Source organism: Bacillus multifaciens (assembly GCF_030756675.1).
GTDB lineage: Bacteria > Bacillota > Bacilli > Bacillales > Bacillaceae_G > Bacillus_A > Bacillus_A multifaciens.
Genome location: NZ_JAVBXD010000020.1, coordinates 24,146 through 42,495, shown reverse-complemented (window position 1 = coordinate 42,495; position 18,350 = coordinate 24,146). Strand labels below are relative to the sequence as shown.

Below are 18,350 nucleotides of genomic sequence, written 5' to 3'. Positions count from 1 at the left end.
CTCTACACCTCTTCAATAATTTCTTGTACGCCTCTTGCAAAATCACGCCACTCTGTCACAAGTGTATAGAGCTGTTCCGCGCCTTGATTTGTTAACTGATAATATTTACGCGGAGGCCCTTCCGAAGATTCTTTTAAATACGTCTGGAAGTACCCTTCTTTCGTTAAACGGCGTAACAAAGGATATACTGAACCCTCAGATATTAAAAATTTATTTGAAATTTGCTGAACTAATTCATAGCCATAGCAATCTCGTTTCTTTACAAGCGCAAGAACACAAAGCTCCAATACCCCTTTTTTAAATTGAACATTCAAAGGCAATCCTCCTCTCTATCCAGTACTATTCAATACAAGGTACCTTATTAATTATAATATATCATTCAGTATTGAATATTACAAGGTACTGTTCCAATTTTTACAAATTAAAACAAAATTTTTCTCATTGAGGACTTCTTCATTCTCTCCTAACCAAACTACAATTACTAACATATAAAAGTTTTAAAGAGAGTGTTATCTTTTCTAAGGGGGTATTTTAATGATATACGATTTTTACCCAACCCAAATAGTAGTTCCTTTTCAATATGTTCCTTATTATAATATTCCACGCGATATTTCCTCTTTTAAGACTCCTTATCCGCTTGTTCATAATACATTTTATCCTGCACATTACGCGGAGACCTTTCCTATCTTACAAACGAGTCCGGCATTTAGAGGCTCATGGACTCCTTTTTCATGGGTAGAAAAATACGCATATGCGTTTGCAGGACCTTATAATAAGGCCGAAGTCGCTCTCACATTCGATGATGGTCCAGATCCCGTTTACACCCCTCAAGTATTAAATAAATTGAAAAAACATGGTGTAAAGGCGACTTTTTTTCTATTAGGAGAAAATGCTGAAAGATATCCTGAAGTTGTAAAACGGATTGTTAGCGAAGGACATATCGTAGGAAATCATACTTATAATCATCCTAATTTAAATAAAATAGATGATAAGCAATATCATGAGCAGATGTTAAAAACAGAAAAAATATTACAAAAACTAACCGGATACTCCCCTAAATTCTTCCGTCCTCCTTATGGGATTATAAATGAAAATCAAATGAAATGGGCTGCTGAACAGAACTTTATGATTATTCAATGGAGTGTAGATACATTAGATTGGAAAGGCTTAAATGCCCAGGAAATTACTAACAAAGTATTAGGGAATGCTTTTCCTGGAAGTATCCTCTTACAACACACTGCACCAGGAGGGAAATTACAAGGTTCCGTAGACGCTCTTGACCGATTTATTCCTGATCTTACATCTAATGGAGCACGGTTCGTAACTCTTCCGAAAATGTTTAATACTACAAAGCAAAGACAATAAAGTGAAGATTTTCATCAGCAGAGAACATTCTCTACTGATGAAAATCCCGCCAGCAGGTTTCCAAATCACTACTATCTCTATACGCTAACTTCTACCTGATTTCCTAACAGCTTACTAAACATACCTCTTTTTTCTTTTGCCAACTGGACAAAGGCTCCTTTTTGAACGATTTCTCCCTTATCTAATACAATTACTTGATCAGCATTACGTATCGTTGATAAACGATGGGCAATCACGATAATGGTCATCTTTCCTTTTAATCTTTCTAGAGCAGTTTGAATTTTCGCTTCATTTTCCGTATCTAACGCACTTGTCGCTTCATCTAGCACTAGAATCGAAGGTTTTCTTAAAATAGCTCGTGCTAGTACAAGCCGTTGTCGCTCTCCTCCAGAAAGCCTAACTCCGCGATCTCCAATGAATGTATCAAGTCCTTGCGGAAGTCTTCGTACAAATTCAGCAGCTGCCGAAAATTCCAATGCCTCCCAAATTTGTTCTTCACTTGCATTTGGTTCAATCATCAACAAATTTTCTCTTATGCTTGCATTAAATAAAAATGGATCTTGTGGAACATAGCTAATAGATTTTCTTAATGACAATAAATTATCACTTGTGAGCGGAGTACCATCTATTAATACATGTCCTTTTTCTGGTTGCATAAGTCCCATTAAAATATCAATTAAGGTACTTTTTCCAGCTCCCGAACGACCGACAATAGCTGTCATACAGTTGGAAGGTATCTGGAAATTGATATTTTGAAGAGCATATAAGGATTCCTTCGAATTGTATCGAAAATAAATATTTCGACATTCAATCCCCTTTTCTATAGACATTGGCTTTACATTTTTATATTGTCGTTCTATATCCTGCAGTTCCGCGGCTTTGTGACAGTCTTCCTGCAATTCGATTAAAGACTTAAAAGCAGGAACACTTGCAGCAAGTTGTTCCAGGTTAGACTGAATACTTGTAAATCGCGGCCATAACCTAGAAAAAATTAGGATAATTAATATTAATTGTCCCGGCTGGGCTTGGAATAGTTTTACAGATGTAAAAATAAGAAATGCAATTAGAATAGACGATGTAACTTTATAAAAAAGTTGTGAGCCATTTTTCAATTTTATAAATGCCAATTGCTCTCGCTCTATCTTTTGGCACCAATTGTGCAACCATGTATATCTAGATTCTTCCAACATATTACTTTTAATATCTTTAACTCCATTAAAATGGTCTGTTATACCCCCTAGATAACTTTTAGCTATCTCAGATGTTTGATTTCCTAGCGCTCTTGACTTTTTTATAAAATGTCTAGAAAAATAGGCAAGTACTAAACCAGCGAATAGTACAAAAATTGTTATTTTTACAGATAGCCATAAGGCGATTCCAAGCTGTATTAGTGTAAAAATAAGGGCAGTTAACATCTGAAAAAATAAGTTTGTTCCATTTATAACGCGTCCTAATTCTTCAGTCATCGCATTGATAAGATCAGACTTCCTCTTTTTCACAAAAAAAGCCCAATTCGCCTGTAATAAAGCACGATAAATTTCCAATCTTATATGGTTTGTAAAATTCATAAGAATTTTTGTATTGCGAAGGGTAAGATTTTGCTGTAAGAGGGACTGAGCTATTACCAAAAAGATATAAATGCCTAAGATAAGCAACAAACTTATTGTTTCAGGAATATTGTGCAGAAATTTTAACATCTCTGGAACTGGGGTTGAACCATTATCTACCTTTACAACTCCACTGATACTTATCGTAGGAATTAATAAAAGAATTCCTATTCCCTCCAAAAGACTGACTAAGGCCATCCCTAATAGATTTATATACAATATTTTCCCAGAAAAAGAATGTAACTTCTTTGCAAAATATAAGAGATGTTCCACTATTTTGTCCTCCTCATGATAATTCGTGCTTTCTTACTTTTCTCCAGATGCATAAAATAGGACGTAAAGGAAAGTACAACATATGAAGTTGCTTAGGTAACGGCAATGTTTCAGCATCAATTGGATAAGGATAAAGACAGCTTACAAGATATAAAAACTTTTGCTGATAAGACATTAATGAAAATAAGTGACGACTATGGTACATCGCTACGTCATCTGGAACAGGATCTGTATGTAAGTTCACCATTTTTTCTAAATAAAATACTGCTTCTTGTGCTAACATCTTCGGACGGTTTCCAGATAACAATGGTTCCACTTCTTCAATTAATGGAGTTTTTAGTAACTGCGAAGTTAAAAACAATGCTTGACTACCTATTTGAAGGTAATGATATTTCTTCAATAACTTAATAATTTTTTCCCAATCAAGTTGTTGCTTTACAATTTGATTAATGTCTACTAACCAACGCAGCCTTGACCAACCATGACGTGCACCATGAGAAACAAGAAATAAAAATAGATCTTCCCTACCTAAAATGTAAACAGGGTTACTAGTAAGTGAACTTATTCTCTTTCGTTTCCATAGTTCTTCAAAGTTTGGTTCCTTTCCTGGACCAGGATTTAGTCTCCAATGAATTTCGATCTTAATGTTCTTCTGAGGATGAATATATGTTATATGATGATGTCTCCATTTCCAATCATTTAAAACGCTAACAATATAATCATCTTTAACATAGCCAAGGTTCAATAAAAGTTCTTCCGCTCTATCGAGATTATGTAAGGGAATGAGAACATCCAAATCACTCGAAGTACGTAGAGAAATATCACCATAAAGATCATCAGCAAGTACAGGACCTTTTAATACAAGGAGACGAATTTCGTTTTCAGCAAACAATTTACTCACATGTTCCATTTCTGCACTTAAATGCAGCATTTGAAATGTATTCATCTTAAAATATTGATGTAAAGTTTGCATGACATGTACAGGAACCAAATTCCCATCCAACACTTTCATCTTTGGATAAATAAACGAATACACACGGTGATGAATTGTTAGTTCGAGAAACTTATCCCAATCAATGTTTTCAAACCAAGCCTTATCGATTTCTTGTAGCTCCGCAGCAGTCTCTCTTTTCATGATTTCAAGCTGCAATTTGAGCTCCTTAGGCACACATCTTAAATCAAGCCCAAAACTATTATGCATGATATTCTCCTTCAAGATTTTTTAACCAATTTTTCTAGCAAATTTACTAACTACAGTGAACCTCTTCATTTCTTCTGCTCCAGTAATATAAAAAGGGCCGCTACGCAACCATGCATGAGCAATCATATTTCCGTTCTCATCCTTCGCAGTTCCTAAATATAGTGTACTCTCCATTTGTCGTCTCTCTAGCATTTTCATTCCAGCTATTGCCCTTACAAGACACTTACTTTCCCAAAAGGTATGACGGCTCATAATATGTATTGCTTCGGAAATATCTCTCAATACAAATTTATTAGACTCATTATAACTTAAAGATGTTTCATTCATTGGAACACCTAATGTAGGAGCAACCTTAGAGAATGGCCTACCTTTAAGAATACGAGCCCATCCCAAATAAATATAAGCCTCTATTAATAAAAACATTGTTTTCATATCTAATGAAAGAAACGTTCGTATCTTTTTTAGTATATTCATACACACTTCCCTACTTCTTATCTAGAATAAAATACTAGATTACTCGGCTGCCTCTTCTACGATTTCAATCAAAGCTTCATCTAACAAAAGCTCCAAAAAAGAAATAACTTGCTTTTCACATGTAGACTGATCAATGTCATATTCTTGCATTAGTTCAGTAACTACTTTGGTAACCGATATTGGTTTCTCTATAAGCGCCCAAATAATTCCACCTACTGCACCTAGATTGTAGTATTTCCCATTAGAAATACTTAACATTACTTTTTCTCCATCCATATCACTTACGATATTTCCTGGGACTTGTGCAATAAATTGATTTAATGAAATATCCTGCTTTTTCGACATCACTTATTCTCCTTTATTTATAGTGTTTATTACTAGGTCTACTAGTTGCGGAGCACTAAATCCAGACAACGGTCGACATAATCGATAAACAGCAAGGTTGTTTATCATATTTGTAGAAATGTGAAAGTGCCAGTCCATTAATCCTAAGCGTGGAATGAGAAAATTACGATAAGTTTGACGGAAGAGGGTATGTAAACGCTCAAGTTTTTCAACTTGTTGTAATTCAATCATTTCATTCTCTGTCTTTACTAGTTCAAATACACCCGCAAGTGGTACTGGCTTAGAAAAATAATGAGAAGAAACTGGCACACTGTATTTATTTTCTCTACCATATATTGATTTATATTGGCTTTTATCCATACCAAAATTCTCAAGACTCTCTTGCCATAACTTTTGCTGCGGATATGATGGTGTTACAATAGGAACATTATCGTTAGAAAGTGATACAGCTATTACATCATCACTTACAAGTTTATATCCTCTCTTCAAAAACGCTGAAGCTAACGTCGACTTTCCAGCACCTGAATCACCTACAAAAGCATATGCTTTCCCATCAATTACTACAGCACTACCATGCAAAGGAAGTATTTTTTTTTGCATCAATACTACACCCATACATGTTCCAAGAATATATAGCCTGACCAAACTATCATCTGCACCATCGAGTGGGCAAACTGCTATCCTTTTTCCCGCTTGAGCGGAAAAAAAGCCCACATCAGGAACATAAAACATCACTTGATCATCTTTAACAACATGTTTAAATGGTGTATCTACTAATTCAGAGGAAAAACTTAACATATTATCAATTTCAATTTCAATGTCTATCGAAACCTCTTGCTCATTTATTCGATTTAATTCCGGCAAAGGAATTTCACTTGAAATTTTGAAATCAAAGGCTTTATACATAACCTTTTTTTCAGTTTCTAGCATTATTTTCACTCCAATATATCCATGATTAAATGAAAGACCTTTATACAATAAAAAAGTATAAAGGTCTTTTTAGCATATACAAACTTAAAAATAAGAACATCTTACATAGCTTCATAGATATACATTCAGCAAGAAAAATTGTATATGCTACTTCGCAATCAGCTAGTAAAACGGTCCCAAGTATTTGGATTATTTGGATCAACAGGTGTACCAGGATTATATGCTTCGTCAGTATATGGACCATAAACTGTTGAAGCCATTGTCATGTTAACATCAAGTACTTCTAATACAGGTTGTTGCCATTCCTTTTTCATGTTCTCACCTCCTTTCAATTAAATTGTTGAATAAATCGATAAACAATTAAGCTACGCATTAAAATCTTATAATCAGGATCGATTGCACGTTCTGAAAGAGGCCCCTCTTTCGCTTTTAGAAGAGCTCGCTTTATTACTTCACCATCTAAAAACTCTAAAGCTCTTTGGTCTATACTCATTTGCTCTAACTCTTCTATAAACATATTCCAGTGTGGACTCATTCGATGAACCCAATCCGCTCCTTGTACACCTTGAATATGTTGATTTAATCGTACTTTATCAGGCAAATACTTTTCGGTAGATCTACGAATCAACGCACGATCCACACCTTTTTGTACATATTGCTCTTCTGGTACAGATAAACAATAACGAATCACACGTATGTCATTACTTGGATCGCGTTTCCACAATGAGTAGTGCAATGATAATTTTGTTGCCACTGTATTACTTGCATTCCAGTGAAACAACTCTTCAAAGTGACTTTTTCTTTGTTCATATATGTTCGCTGCAGAAAACCATCCCGTTTCATCAATTCCATATTCCCTAAGTTTATTAAACACATCCATCTTTTTTGCAAAATCCGGATTAATTACCATCGGAAATATATACGGCGTACCTGATGAGAACGCTCGATCAATAGACGGAAATGCCAACCTCGCAATGAATGGTAACCTCCGCAACCTGGCTCCACCTACATTTTTACTATATTGATGCAATTCTTGGGCTAGGCGAATCCACTTTAGCCTTTTTAAAAGAAGAGCATAATAATCCAGAGCTGATCCCCATGATATAGATAGATTTCCTCTTCCACCATTTAAAAGGACTCCAACGTCTTCCTTGTACCCTTCCTCAAACATTCCTTTCATCCAAAAAGAATTTTCAAAGAATTTATATGGTATTTCCATAATTTCGAGGAAATCCGTTATTTCAGAAAAGGAATCCCTTCCCTTAAAATCTAAATAATTGTCTTCTATACCTCCTACATGTCGTACCGTTTCTTTAATAAGCGGTCGCTCATTCGGCATTAAATGTTTAGGTGTAAAATCCTCGAAATCATTTGTTGGTATGTAGCTAAATGTATGTAATGGTTTGTTTTCTTCACGTAAAACTTTGGCAGCAAAGCTCACAATAGAACCCGAATCCAATCCTCCACTTAGCTGTGCTCCAACTTGTCGGTAAGTTCGTACTCGAGATGTAACAGCCTCTTGAAAAACCTCTTGAAATGCTTCTACATATTCTTCATTTGACTTTAAGCGAAGCTTTCTTTCTGGAACTAACGTACAATATCTAGAAAGCGTTACTTTATTCCCAACTACCCTAATGCTATGAGATGGTGGTACTTGTTCTATATTTTTATAAGGCGTTATAGTGGTATCGGCTACATCAACCATTCCACATATCGCTAAGTATTCAGCAAGCCACTGTTCATTTAATTGCTTTCGAACATAAGGTAATGACAGCAATGGTTGTATTGTCGTACAAAAAGCTAATTGCTGTTGATTACAACAATAATATAGAGTTCGACTCCCAGAAAAGTCCCTTGCTCCAAATAATTTTTGGTTTTTTTCATCCCAAATCATAAAGGTAAAATCGCCTACCAAATATTTAGGGCTTTCTTCACCCCATTTTTGATAGGAGAGCAAAATTAACTGACTATCTGTTATCCTTTTCCTATCAGCATAATCGACTTGCAACCTCTCAAATAACTCTTCACGATTATCGATAATAGCATCTGCTGTAATCGCCAATTTTCTTTCGTTATCATAAAAAGGTAATTGTTCACCAACAGACTCAGGTGTGACCCATTGCGCGTGACAGCCGAGGAAAACGTTCTCTTTGTGCCATATTTGAATATCATTAGCAGGATATTTTTGCAAATCATTCATTAATCTAATACCGTATTCAATCGGTATTGACTCATTGTTAAAATGTAAAATTCCAGTTATAGCACTCATTTTTCCCTCCCGTTTTGCAGCAAATAAGTCATATCCAATCAGATAAAGTGACACGATTATCAAAGAGGTTTTCTTCACCTATTTTCTCTTAATTCCTCAGAATCTGAAAGTAAGGGTTACTAATCGTTAATACAGGATAAATAACCGCTAATATGTAATAAACTCTCTATACTATTCATTCTATCCATTCTCTTTAAAGAACGAATCTGTATTGTTTGACAAAAATAACAGATAAAATCTACGAATCATTGTATACATATAATTTCTTATATCACTATTTTGTTCTATAAATAGAACAAACGCAAAATATAAATTAGCATCCTTATTTTATTATGTCAATATAATATCGCGTATTTTCAACTTTAAAAGTTTTCCCCTTGAAGTTCTTTATAGAGAATTTTAATGGAAAAAGTATATTTTATCCATTTCCAAACCTAATGAATCTACATTGAATTAAGATTATACATTTCACTATTCAAATAAACATATTCCCTTAAAGTAAACATTTAAGTTTATTAACGTTCTGTATAACGAACTTGCTTTCATTTTATATAATGATATTCAGTTTGTAAATGTTTTTTTATATAATTTGAAATATTTATGGATAGAGATATATTCTTCCTCTTTGTAATTTGAATGTTGAGAATCTTTACTTTCTATATATAATTTTTAGAATTTTATCTTTAGTTCCTTCATTTTTTATTATAGATTCAATACCATAAATAAATTCCCTATTTTACAGTATTGAGTGATAAATATGCACTGAAGCTTTTTTCAACAGGATCTTAATGATATCTATATAAAAATGTACCAGAAGTTTATCTCTTGCATAACTTTTTATTTTTTGTCGAACTTCAAGATGTAGGGTATTACTGTTACGTTTTGTAAAAACGCTTACAATTCTAGATGAAATGAAATAAAATATATTATAGTTAATCTGAATGATGGAGGTGAAAAGATAATTAAAATGTACGCTAACAACAAATTTGTGTGATCATGGTGGTAGTCTTGATTTCTCTATAAAGTGAGCACATTAGAAAATGAAGAGGAATCAATCTTTTTATGTACAATTTCTAAACAAGGATAAACTACTTAACACATTTCATACTTTCTCTTACTTATCTCGTCCTAGAGTTCTGCCACCTAATAAAATCAATTAATATTTTGTAATCCCCAAGCTTTTCTGTATGTATACCTGCCTTTTTTAATTCATAAACAAAATCAATCCACTCTTTTTCGATCTGCTGTTTTGTTCCTGTATTTGTTTTCGCTTCGAGTAACGTATTGAGATCTGATTCTAATACGGATGCTATCTTTTCTAGCACTTGGATAGACGGATTCTGATTTATACTTCTTTCAATATTACTTAAATAGGATTTTGAAATTCCGGCTCTCTCTGCTAATTCAGATAAAGTAAACCCCTTTTTCTTTCGAATTTGATAAATATTTCTCCCAATCACCCGTTTATGGCCCTCCCTTTATAAATGTTCCTTAGTTCTATTTTCTATATCATATATTTCTCTATACAGGGATAGAAATTCGTTTTGATTTTTTAACATGCAGATTATGTAGAAAAATGAGCAATCTACACTCACGTGCTCTTCTTAGTTTTAGCTACGCACGTGACAGAAACAGGCTCTCATTCTATACATAGTCAGATACTTTCTCCCCCTTAATGAAAGTTTCATGTCAATTTATCAACTTGTATTTATATATTCCTCATAATATCGTATAATCATAATAGTTAAAATTCCAAAGTCTCAGTCATGCAAAATAAATAATGCGTTACATATCATTATACACTTCTTTGTACCTACACAATTTAATTAGGGGGTCGGTTTGGCATTATGTTTTTACTTTTAACACGTGCATATAAAAAGTCAAAGAATAATTTCTACAAAACTATATATACATATAATTATATTCTCTATAGGGATTGCCTTGATATTCAATTAAAAGAAAAATTCTACAAAAAAATGGAAATATTGCGAAATAAAATGGATTCATCTACTTTTTCTTGTATTTAAGCTCCTTACAAATAAAAAGAACCTTCTGAATTTACATGTCTCATTCAGAAGGCTCTTTAATTTTAAAAAGCATTTTTAATACATTGAATAACCTTTTGCTGATCCGTCTCTGTCATATTTGAACTAGAGGGAAGACATATACCTGTTTTAAATAATTGTTCAGACACATTGTGATTTTCACTATGAGAATAATATTCTACTCCATCAAAAACCGGTTGCATATGAAGCGGCTTCCACACAGGACGAGATTCAATATTTTCTTCAGCTAGAGCCTTCAATAACGATTGAATAGATATGCCTGTTTCTTTTTCATCAATTGTTAAAGTTGTGAGCCAACGATTTGAATGAGTATTTTCTAATTCAGGCATAAAATAAAACCCTGGTATACTAGATAATTCTTGATAATACCGTTCAAATATTAATCTTCTAGCCTTCACTCTACCTTCTAACACTTCTAATTGGGCTCTTCCAATACCAGCTAATATATTACTCATTCGATAATTATATCCCGTCTCGCTATGCTGATAATGAGGTGCTACATCCCTTGCTTGGGTTGCAAAAAAACGTGCTTTCTCTAATGCCTCAACGTCATCAGAAATAAGCATTCCTCCACCCGAAGTTGTAATAATTTTGTTTCCATTAAATGAATAAATACCAAATTTACCAAATGTACCACTAGCTTTTCCTTTATATGTAGAACCTAAAGATTCTGCTGCATCCTCAATAATAGGAACATTATATTGATTAGATAAAGAGCAGATCTCATCCATTTTTGCGCTCTGTCCATATAAGTTAACAGTGATAATAGCTTTTGGCAATTTATCTTTTTTATGAGCATTAATTAACGCACGTTCTAAAGCCTGCGGCGACATGTTCCATGTTTCTGGCTCTGAATCGATAAATACTGGTTCAGCCCCTAGGTAAACAATTGGATTAGCACTTGCTATAAAAGTAAGACTTGAACAAAACACTTTATCCCCTTTTTGAACCCCTAATAACCGAAGAGCTAAGTGAATAGCTGCAGTACCAGAACTAACTGCTGCAGCATCTCTAGCTCCAACAAATGATGCGAGTTCTTTTTCAAAAGCGTCTACATTTGGACCAAGAGGAGCAATCCAGTTTGTATCAAATGCATCTTGTATATATTTTTGCTCATTGCCACTCATATGCGGAGTAGAGAGATAGATTCGTTTTTTCTGTTGTGTTATTACCATGTTTATCACTCCTATTAGTTCAATTTATTAATTACTTTGGCAGGAATTCCAACGGCTGTACACTTAGGGGGAATGTCCTTTATCACAACCGCTCCCGCTCCAATAACAGACCATTCTCCAATTTTAACACTTGGAATCAGAGTAGCCGCTGCCCCTATATGCGCCCCTTTTTCAATGATGATAGAACCTGTAAGTGTGGCATGTGGAGAAATATGGACAAAATCACCTAGTACATTGTCATGTTCAACAACAGAACCTGTATTGATAATAGAATGATTGCCAATTTGAGTATCAGCATTAATCACTGCACGGGGCATAACAACTGTACCGTTCCCTATCTTAGCATTCGGACTTATAACGGCTGTTTTATGTATTAGCGTGACATAACAATTGTCAGGCAGATTCAATTTCTCGGCGATTTTTTTTCTAACTTTATTATTTCCTATGGCAATAACAAATTTTGCTTGCTTAAAATCTTTAATCATTTCATCTACACTTGAAATCGGGCCGAAATAAGTATTATCTACTATAGTTATATCTTCATATTGATCATCTAAATATCCAACAATTTCATATGTCTTGTTTGACAAAATAATATCCTTTATAACTTTACTGTGACCACCTTGTCCAATCATTATAATTTTCATTTGTTACCTTCCCTCACAGTCTATCTTATCCCCCTAAAACGTTCCATTGTTACATGACCATCCTGATTTATTCCTTCTGATTTAAACACTTTTATTAGTGTAAGAAATAATATTTTCATATCAATTAAGAAAGATTGATTATTTACATACCATACATCTAATTCAAATTTTTCTTCCCAGGTAATTGCGTTCCTCCCATTCACTTGTGCCCAGCCAGTAATTCCAGGTTTTACATGATGTCTTTTAGCTTGTTCACTAGTATATAAAGGTAAGTATTCCATTAACAATGGTCTCGGTCCTACTAAACTTATATCACCTTTCACAACATTTATTAGTTGTGGCAATTCATCTAAACTATATTTCCTAAGAAACTTACCAAATGTAGTTAATCTTACTTGATCAGACAAAGGATTACCCTTATTATCTTTTTCATCAGTCATTGTGCGAAATTTGTAAAGATAAAATGGTTTGCCATATAGTCCTGGACGTTGTTGTTTAAATATGATAGGTGATCCTAACTTCAATCTAACCAAAATGGCTACTACAAAGATGACAAAAGATAAACACAATAACAAAAACAAAGAAATCAATAAATCAAAAGTTCTTTTCATTAATAATCATACTCCTATCCAAGATTTTTGTGAGTACCTTTTCACAGAACGATAGTATGAAAGGCTTTCGTTATATATAAATCTTTTTGATTTTTCAACATATAAGTTGCCGTTATGCAGAAAAAAAGAACCTATACTTGTTTTCTCTCTTTTGTTTCACTTTGAACGTGTCAGAAAAAGTACTGATCATATCTACACATGAACAGGTGCTAGTTCATTATAAAGAACGGTTTTATGTCGATTTTCAATTCGTATTTATATAAATATCATTTCACAATAAATCTTAGAATCAATTTTTTATCTCTATTTATTTTTTAGATGTATACATAATCGAAATGAGGTATTGTTTAATTTCCTCTATTAAATGGTTTACTTCCACATTTTTTGATTCATGACCTCTCCTGTGTATATATAGGAGTATCTCTTTAAATTGCTGCTGAGTTATTCTTTCAGAAATGTTCATGTTTAAACCCTCTTTTAGGAAATCTGTTTCCATATACAAATTCTAGCTATTTTAAGTAAAATTTGTATTATTTTCTACTCTATTACCAACAATTTTTTACTCACTTACATCTCTTATAATATATAATTTTTTTCCTCATAACCATTTGGATTATTGAACTGCCATCTCCATGAATCTTCACACATCTCTTTCATTCCTCTTTTAGCAACCCATCCTAACTCTAATTTAGCTTTTGTTGCATTCGCATAACAAATAGCTACATCACCCGGACGACGATTTACAATTTTATAAGGAATTTTCCTACCGGATGCTTTTTCAAAAGCGGCTGCCATTTCCAATACGCTATAACCACATCCTGTCCCTAAATTATACGCTTCTACCCCTTGAGATCTCGATATCTTTTCAAGTGCTTTTAAATGTCCCATCGCAAGATCTGTAACATGTATATAATCTCTCATAGCTGTACCATCTTGTGTTGGATAGTCATTCCCAAAAACGCTTAATTCACTTAGCTTTCCAACAGCTACTTGCGTAATGTACGGAATAAGATTATTTGGAATGCCTTTTGGATCCTCTCCAATTCGCCCGCTTTTATGTGCTCCAATTGGATTAAAATAACGTAAAAGAGAAATGCTCCACTCATGGTCAGACATATACAAATCACGTAATATTTCTTCAATTATTTGTTTTGTGCGTCCATAAGGATTCGTTGCCCCAAGTGCAAAACTCTCGGAAATCGGTACTTGTTCCGCCATTCCATATACTGTCGCTGAAGAACTAAAGACCATTTTCTTTACACCATGCTTTTTCATGACTTCGCATAATACAAGTGTACCTGTAATGTTATTATGATAATACCAAAGTGGTAACGCAACCGACTCGCCCACCGCCTTTAGTCCTGCAAAATGAATAACAGCATCAATCTGATTTTCATTAAAAATGCTATCTAACATCTCTTTATCTAATATATCTGCCTGATAAAATGTAAAATCTTTCCCTGTGATTTCACGAACACGTTTTAAAGCTTCTGGTTTACTATTTGAAAAATTATCAACGACAATTATCTCATATCCGGCATTTAATAATTCTACACACGTATGAGTTCCAATATACCCTGCTCCGCCTGTCACTAAAATTTTCATGTGTTTTTTCCTCCTTGTTATCATATGTCTTTTTACACAAAACATAAAAAAAAGCACACCAGTTCGTTGTTCTAACATAACAAATTGAGATGCTTTTTCTATTCCCTTATTCCATTTAACGATTGGTTCCTATTTTAAAGCATTATAATTTTGCGTTAATTCAGCAGTTGTTAACGCTCGGATATAATAAGCAATATTCTTAAATACTATTGTTTTTGCACTTGTACCTAAAAGCATTGGCAGTGTGGATTCGTTAATCACCTTATCACTTCCCATCATATACCTAGCTGCTTCTACATTATTAACATACATAATAAGATTTGCGCTATTTCGCAAGACAACCACCTGATAATAGGCTGTTTCATCAGTATAAACACTTGAACTAACTGAAGGATAATCATTACTGCCCGTATTTATATTTTTAGCCCAAAACTGTGCTGCAAATTGGTTATTCGTATTTCGTTCAATTTTAAACTTATTATCTGAACCGCCAAATCTTCTTAATAAAGAAGATGATATAGGACATTGAACTGTGAGAGAAATTGTAAATGGCTTATTTGTTATAAAATAACTGTCCGGATTTAAAATAGTTGAATTGTTCACAGGATTTTCTTGGTATAAAAGAAGTCCGTCTGTTACATAATTTGCTGCTGTTGTCTGTGTTATTACCTTTACATTTACACCGCTTGAAAGGTTACCATTTAGATCTTTTGTTTTAACAGTGAACGAATATTCCGTAGCAGCTTTCAATCCTGGTACAATATAGTAAGGCGTCGTAACAGAATTGATTAAAGTAGCTCCTTGATACACCTCGTATGACTGAACATTAGAGGATACGCTCTTTGTCCAAGTTAAACCAACTGTATTAACTGAAATGCTGCTTGCAACTAGATTTGTTATATCACTTGGCGGAGTATTGTCATTAGTAGTAGTAGCTGTTACTGATACACCGCTTGAAGCAACCCCGAACTTATCTACCGCTTTTACAGTAAATGTATACAGAGTTGCTGGAGCAAGCCCTGTAGCAGTATATGTTGTTCCTGTAACACTTCCTAACAAAGTTGCCCCTTTATAAACATCGTATATCACAACATCCTTAGACGTACTTTTCGTCCATGATAAATCAATACTAGAATTCCTTACAGCAGAAACAATTAAATTTGTGACATCAGCCGGAGCAGCCGTTTTAATTATATATCTAAATGCTTTTACCTTACTTTGATTTCCTGCGTTATCAACTGCAAGAACTTTTAATGTAGTGGATTGTGAAATTGTCAATCCTCCCGTATATAAAGCACTGGATGTGGTAGGTGTTGTTCCATCAAGGGTATAATACATGTTAGCTGGTTCATTCGTAGTTAGTGTTACTTTTTGAGAAGCGCTAAATACACCTCCACCTGGAGTAGCTGTAACAACAGGCGCTTTCAAGTCAGCTAAAGAGTTAGTTATATCTAAGTTATCTATCATAATCGTATTTGGACTAACGTCCGTAGTTACATTATTAAATAGACATTTTGCTATGAGCACTCCCTTTTGTAAACTCAGCCAGTGAAGAAATATTTTACTATTTTCTAAATAACTATTAGTTAACATTGCCTGTAGAACATTATCGCTTTTATAAACTGTACAATTATTAATAAACTTACTATTACTTAAGACGGCGTTAATAAGATTTACACCCATGTTTTCAAATAAACAACTCTCTGCATAGACACCTACATAAGGATTTTGCGTAGAACCTAGCGTAATATCTCGATACGTTCCTGTTATAAATTTACTATCGCTTATATTGCAGGAACTTATATTACCGCCTGCTCCCACTATAGTTAAACCGTCTATTATATTCGGTCTTCCCACATAATTATCAAATGGCTTAATATCTACATTGTAATTCTTAACTACGACATTCTTCATAACCCCCCCTGTCAGAATAGGGGAAAACCCTGGTGAACTGTCATTATTCCAATCTCTTTCCACTACAACATCTGAGATATAGCATCTCCCGTAATTATATCTACTTACATTAAATCCCCATTCTCCTGAATCATAAATCGCTACAGGTTCACCATTTATCTTTTCAGAAACCCGGAAGCTATAGTCCGTTCGATTTACTACATAATATACTTTATCTACACTAATTCCAGCAGGAACTTTGCCTACCCATTCTTCAAAACATATTTGAGCAGAATTCCCCATACCATGAGCCGTTTTAAAAGAAAATGTGCTGTTTTCAACATCTACAGCAGGTGTTCCCAAGTATCCATAACTACCATTGCCATAAAATATCCCGTCTTTTAAGCGAACATTTTGTATTGTGGCTCCTCTTATGTCGGCTAGTTTTACGTTTGCATTGTTTCCAATTACCCCGTTAACAAAATTATCTCCCTCAACCCAAAGCTCGCATCTAATAAAAATATTATTAAGATATTTTACATACATATTTGTCGGATACGAACTAATGCCTCCAACATTGCGACTCTCAAAAGTATTATCTTCTATTGTTATATTGTTACCGTCTGCGTTTACAAAATGTCCTCTTTCGTTATTATAAATATAGTTTTTGTAAATATAGATTCTAAAATTTAATTCTAATCCATCTTTTCCGTAGTAAGGAGATTTATATGGTATATTGCTTTCACTGACCAGAGACTCAATATCTATCCCGAACATTGGAGCAGTCCCATTACGAAAATCCGATGAAACATTATCACTCGCTTTTCCGATATGATGTATTTTATTATTATAAATATAAATATCATTTGAGCCACCAAGGGTAATTCCTTGTCTTCTGCAATGATGAAGATCACAATCGTTAATATAGATATGTGACCCCATTTCTTCTTGCGTATACTCATCCGGGTTAACTCTATATTGCAGCCATCCCGTAGAAATAGCATCCCCAGTACATTCGCATACCTCTACATTATTTATCTCAATATTATTTGAACCAGTTATTTCTATGCCTTGTCCCCACTCATGGGTATAGTTTTCACTAGTAACTGTAGCAGTAAGTTGAGCAATTTGAGTATCACTTAACGGCGTTGAGGTAATGTCAATCACAAAAACCATCTTATTAGCATTGGCTATTGGTGCAAACCACCCTCTTCCTGTTGACTCCGTCGGGGCAAATTGTACATTTGTTCTAAAACCGGCCAGCGTACTAGCAGAAACCGTATCTTTATACTGATAAAAACTATATACTTTGGCAGCCAAACCCGAAATAGACCATAGTCTAAAAGATTTCAACAATCCTGGATCTTTATATCTATCTATTATTTCACTGCGAATAAAGTTTGATTGATTATTCAATGAACCGTCAGCATTGACGCCTCCTCTTACAAATTTTACTCCTAATTCATATATGTGTATGTTTTTATCTCCAGCTATTTTCCCACCGCTAATCTTTGTATTTTTAATTCCTTTGACTTCAAATATCCTATACCAAGGCGATGAATTCGCTTCTAACTGCAATATACATCCATCCGCCATTTCAAAATGCATATTACTTTGCATAACAATACATGAAAAAGTTGTACTGTCGATTTTTAACTTATATGTGCCGCCTGGTAATATAATATGATTATAGCCTTCAGATTTAGCCCACACTAACGCATCATTTATTCCCTTTGTAGTAGCAAAGGAATTTGTCCCATTGTTTTTAATATTCCACCTATCTAACTCTATTACATATGTCTCCATCCAATCACACCTTTTCATTTTTCTATATATTATGCTATATAAAGGCAAGGGATTGGATATGTTAACGATATTGTAAAATTATA

At 34.0% G+C, this 18,350-nt stretch carries 16 protein-coding genes; 1 reads left to right on the top strand and 15 read right to left on the bottom strand.

Features of this window, described 5'->3' with window-relative positions:
* Window positions 1–2: 2 nt before the first annotated feature.
* Entirely contained in the window at window positions 3–314 is a 312-nt protein-coding gene (locus Q9306_RS13890; RefSeq protein WP_306199369.1) for a PadR family transcriptional regulator, read from the bottom strand.
* Between the two features lie 223 nt (window positions 315–537).
* Here Q9306_RS13890 and Q9306_RS13885 point away from each other — a divergent pair, with 223 nt between their 5' ends.
* A complete protein-coding gene (locus Q9306_RS13885) occupies window positions 538–1,365 on the top strand; it encodes a peptidoglycan-N-acetylglucosamine deacetylase (protein WP_306199443.1) in 828 nt (275 codons plus the stop codon).
* Between the two features lie 77 nt (window positions 1,366–1,442).
* Here Q9306_RS13885 and Q9306_RS13880 read toward each other — a convergent pair whose 3' ends face one another.
* From Q9306_RS13880 to Q9306_RS13820, 14 genes are all read right to left on the bottom strand, one after another.
* The gene (locus tag Q9306_RS13880) at window positions 1,443–3,245 is read right to left on the bottom strand and encodes an ABC transporter ATP-binding protein (protein WP_306199367.1); all 1,803 of its coding nucleotides are present in this window, start codon (window positions 3,243–3,245) and stop codon (window positions 1,443–1,445) included.
* A 13-nt stretch (window positions 3,246–3,258) separates the two neighbouring features.
* Entirely contained in the window at window positions 3,259–4,446 is a 1,188-nt protein-coding gene (locus tag Q9306_RS13875) for a nucleotidyltransferase domain-containing protein (protein WP_306199365.1), read from the bottom strand.
* 21 nt (window positions 4,447–4,467) lie between these two features.
* On the bottom strand, window positions 4,468–4,920 hold the full coding sequence (locus Q9306_RS13870; protein ID WP_306199363.1) for a lasso peptide biosynthesis B2 protein: 453 nt from the start codon (window positions 4,918–4,920) through the stop codon (window positions 4,468–4,470).
* A gap of 39 nt (window positions 4,921–4,959) precedes the next feature.
* A complete protein-coding gene (locus Q9306_RS13865) occupies window positions 4,960–5,265 on the bottom strand; it encodes a lasso peptide biosynthesis PqqD family chaperone (RefSeq protein WP_306199360.1) in 306 nt (101 codons plus the stop codon).
* Window positions 5,266–5,268: 3 nt separating this feature from the next.
* A complete protein-coding gene (locus Q9306_RS13860; protein ID WP_306199358.1) occupies window positions 5,269–6,195 on the bottom strand; it encodes an HPr kinase/phosphorylase in 927 nt (308 codons plus the stop codon).
* A gap of 158 nt (window positions 6,196–6,353) precedes the next feature.
* Window positions 6,354–6,509 carry a paeninodin family lasso peptide gene (locus Q9306_RS13855; RefSeq protein ID WP_306199356.1) on the bottom strand — a complete coding sequence of 52 codons (156 nt, stop codon included), beginning with the start codon at window positions 6,507–6,509 and terminating at the stop codon, window positions 6,354–6,356.
* A gap of 14 nt (window positions 6,510–6,523) precedes the next feature.
* On the bottom strand, window positions 6,524–8,464 hold the full coding sequence (locus tag Q9306_RS13850; protein ID WP_306199354.1) for a lasso peptide isopeptide bond-forming cyclase: 1,941 nt from the start codon (window positions 8,462–8,464) through the stop codon (window positions 6,524–6,526).
* A gap of 1,118 nt (window positions 8,465–9,582) precedes the next feature.
* On the bottom strand, window positions 9,583–9,924 hold the full coding sequence (locus Q9306_RS13845) for a helix-turn-helix domain-containing protein (RefSeq protein WP_306199352.1): 342 nt from the start codon (window positions 9,922–9,924) through the stop codon (window positions 9,583–9,585).
* 629 nt (window positions 9,925–10,553) lie between these two features.
* Entirely contained in the window at window positions 10,554–11,705 is a 1,152-nt protein-coding gene (locus Q9306_RS13840; protein ID WP_306199350.1) for a DegT/DnrJ/EryC1/StrS family aminotransferase, read from the bottom strand.
* A gap of 14 nt (window positions 11,706–11,719) precedes the next feature.
* The gene (locus Q9306_RS13835) at window positions 11,720–12,352 is read right to left on the bottom strand and encodes an acetyltransferase (protein WP_306199348.1); all 633 of its coding nucleotides are present in this window, start codon (window positions 12,350–12,352) and stop codon (window positions 11,720–11,722) included.
* 20 nt (window positions 12,353–12,372) lie between these two features.
* The gene (locus Q9306_RS13830) at window positions 12,373–12,963 is read right to left on the bottom strand and encodes a sugar transferase (protein WP_306199346.1); all 591 of its coding nucleotides are present in this window, start codon (window positions 12,961–12,963) and stop codon (window positions 12,373–12,375) included.
* Window positions 12,964–13,270: 307 nt separating this feature from the next.
* Window positions 13,271–13,426: a YwzD family small protein gene (locus Q9306_RS24800; RefSeq protein ID WP_489670931.1), complete on the bottom strand. Its 156-nt coding sequence runs from the start codon at window positions 13,424–13,426 to the stop codon at window positions 13,271–13,273.
* 113 nt (window positions 13,427–13,539) lie between these two features.
* Complete coding sequence (gene galE, locus Q9306_RS13825; RefSeq protein ID WP_306199343.1) at window positions 13,540–14,568, bottom strand: UDP-glucose 4-epimerase GalE; 1,029 nt, start codon at window positions 14,566–14,568, stop codon at window positions 13,540–13,542.
* A gap of 129 nt (window positions 14,569–14,697) precedes the next feature.
* Window positions 14,698–18,267, bottom strand: coding sequence for a chitobiase/beta-hexosaminidase C-terminal domain-containing protein (locus Q9306_RS13820; protein ID WP_306199341.1), 3,570 nt, complete (start codon window positions 18,265–18,267; stop codon window positions 14,698–14,700).
* Between the last annotated feature and the right edge of the window lie 83 nt (window positions 18,268–18,350).

Excerpts from the sequence above, each read along its gene's own strand:
- Q9306_RS13875 (WP_306199365.1), bottom strand. The coding sequence starts at position 4,446 with ATGCATAATAGTTTTGGGCTTGATTTAAGATGTGTGCCTAAGGAGCTC.
- Q9306_RS13870 (WP_306199363.1), bottom strand. The coding sequence starts at position 4,920 with ATGAATATACTAAAAAAGATACGAACGTTTCTTTCATTAGATATGAAA.
- Q9306_RS13865 (WP_306199360.1), bottom strand. The coding sequence starts at position 5,265 with ATGTCGAAAAAGCAGGATATTTCATTAAATCAATTTATTGCACAAGTC.
- Q9306_RS13860 (WP_306199358.1), bottom strand. The coding sequence starts at position 6,195 with ATGCTAGAAACTGAAAAAAAGGTTATGTATAAAGCCTTTGATTTCAAA.
- Q9306_RS13855 (WP_306199356.1), bottom strand. The coding sequence starts at position 6,509 with ATGAAAAAGGAATGGCAACAACCTGTATTAGAAGTACTTGATGTTAAC.
- Q9306_RS13850 (WP_306199354.1), bottom strand. The coding sequence starts at position 8,464 with ATGAGTGCTATAACTGGAATTTTACATTTTAACAATGAGTCAATACCG.
- Q9306_RS13840 (WP_306199350.1), bottom strand. The coding sequence starts at position 11,705 with ATGGTAATAACACAACAGAAAAAACGAATCTATCTCTCTACTCCGCAT.
- Q9306_RS13835 (WP_306199348.1), bottom strand. The coding sequence starts at position 12,352 with ATGAAAATTATAATGATTGGACAAGGTGGTCACAGTAAAGTTATAAAG.
- Q9306_RS13830 (WP_306199346.1), bottom strand. The coding sequence starts at position 12,963 with ATGAAAAGAACTTTTGATTTATTGATTTCTTTGTTTTTGTTATTGTGT.
- Q9306_RS24800 (WP_489670931.1), bottom strand. The coding sequence starts at position 13,426 with ATGAACATTTCTGAAAGAATAACTCAGCAGCAATTTAAAGAGATACTC.
- galE (WP_306199343.1), bottom strand. The coding sequence starts at position 14,568 with ATGAAAATTTTAGTGACAGGCGGAGCAGGGTATATTGGAACTCATACG.
- Q9306_RS13820 (WP_306199341.1), bottom strand. The coding sequence starts at position 18,267 with ATGGAGACATATGTAATAGAGTTAGATAGGTGGAATATTAAAAACAAT.